Source organism: Aeromonas enteropelogenes, assembly GCF_000819845.1.
GTDB lineage: Bacteria > Pseudomonadota > Gammaproteobacteria > Enterobacterales > Aeromonadaceae > Aeromonas > Aeromonas enteropelogenes.
On sequence record NZ_CDCG01000032.1, the window covers coordinates 1 to 836 of the forward strand.

The 836-nt window shown below is 60.8% G+C and carries 2 protein-coding genes; both read right to left on the minus strand.

The window, feature by feature from the left end:
* The coding region (locus tag BN1123_RS11475; protein WP_042027180.1) for a glutamine amidotransferase-related protein at nucleotides 1-351 on the minus strand (351 nt) is incomplete at its 3' end.
* Between the two features lie 82 nt (nucleotides 352-433).
* The coding region (locus tag BN1123_RS11480) for an aldehyde dehydrogenase family protein (RefSeq protein ID WP_042027118.1) at nucleotides 434-836 on the minus strand (403 nt) is incomplete at its 5' end.

The window sequence follows — 836 nt, forward strand, 5'->3', positions numbered from 1 at the left end:
CCCCTTGGTAGACTTCACCACCTCCCCCCCCAGCGCCTGGGCGATCACCTGATGGCCGAAACAAACGCCGGCCAATTTGACATCGGCGTCGTGAGCACGACGGATCCAGTCGCGTAGTGCCTGGATCCAGGGAACATCGCTGTAGGCATCGTGGCGGGATCCCGTGATGAGCCAAGCATCGCACTCGCGCAGATCCTCCGGCAATTCGCCGTCGAGGGCCGACCAGACCCGAAATTCCAGTTCAGGCGCCAGCGGCTGGAATCCCTTGATAAACATGTCGGAGTAAACGGGGCCAAAACGATCCACCAGATCGGGATCCAGCCGGTCACAATCAAGAATACCCAATCGCATCTGTTATTCCTTTACAAAGTTGCCCCCGCAGATCCATGACCTGCGGGGGCAAAGCGTTAGTCCATGGCAGTGGGGCTGAACGTCACTTCATGGTCGGCATGGAGAATTCGGCGCCGCTGCGCAGACTCTGGGGCCAGCGTGCCGTCACCGTCTTCATCCGGGTATAGAAGCGCACCCCATCCGGTCCGTGCATGTTGAGCGGTCCGAAGATGGACCGCTTCCAGCCGCCAAAGCTGTGAAACGCCATGGGCACGGGGATAGGAACGTTCACCCCTACCATACCGACCTGCACCCGCGCCGTGAAGTCCCGCGCCGTATCGCCGTCACAAGTGAAGATGGCGGTGCCATTGCCGTACTCGTGCTCGTTGATGAGCTTGAGCGCCGTCTCGTAATCGGGAACCCGCACGATGGAGAGCACGGGGCCGAAAATCTCCTCCCGATAGATGCGCATCTCCGGGCTCACCCGATCGAACAGGCAGCCACCG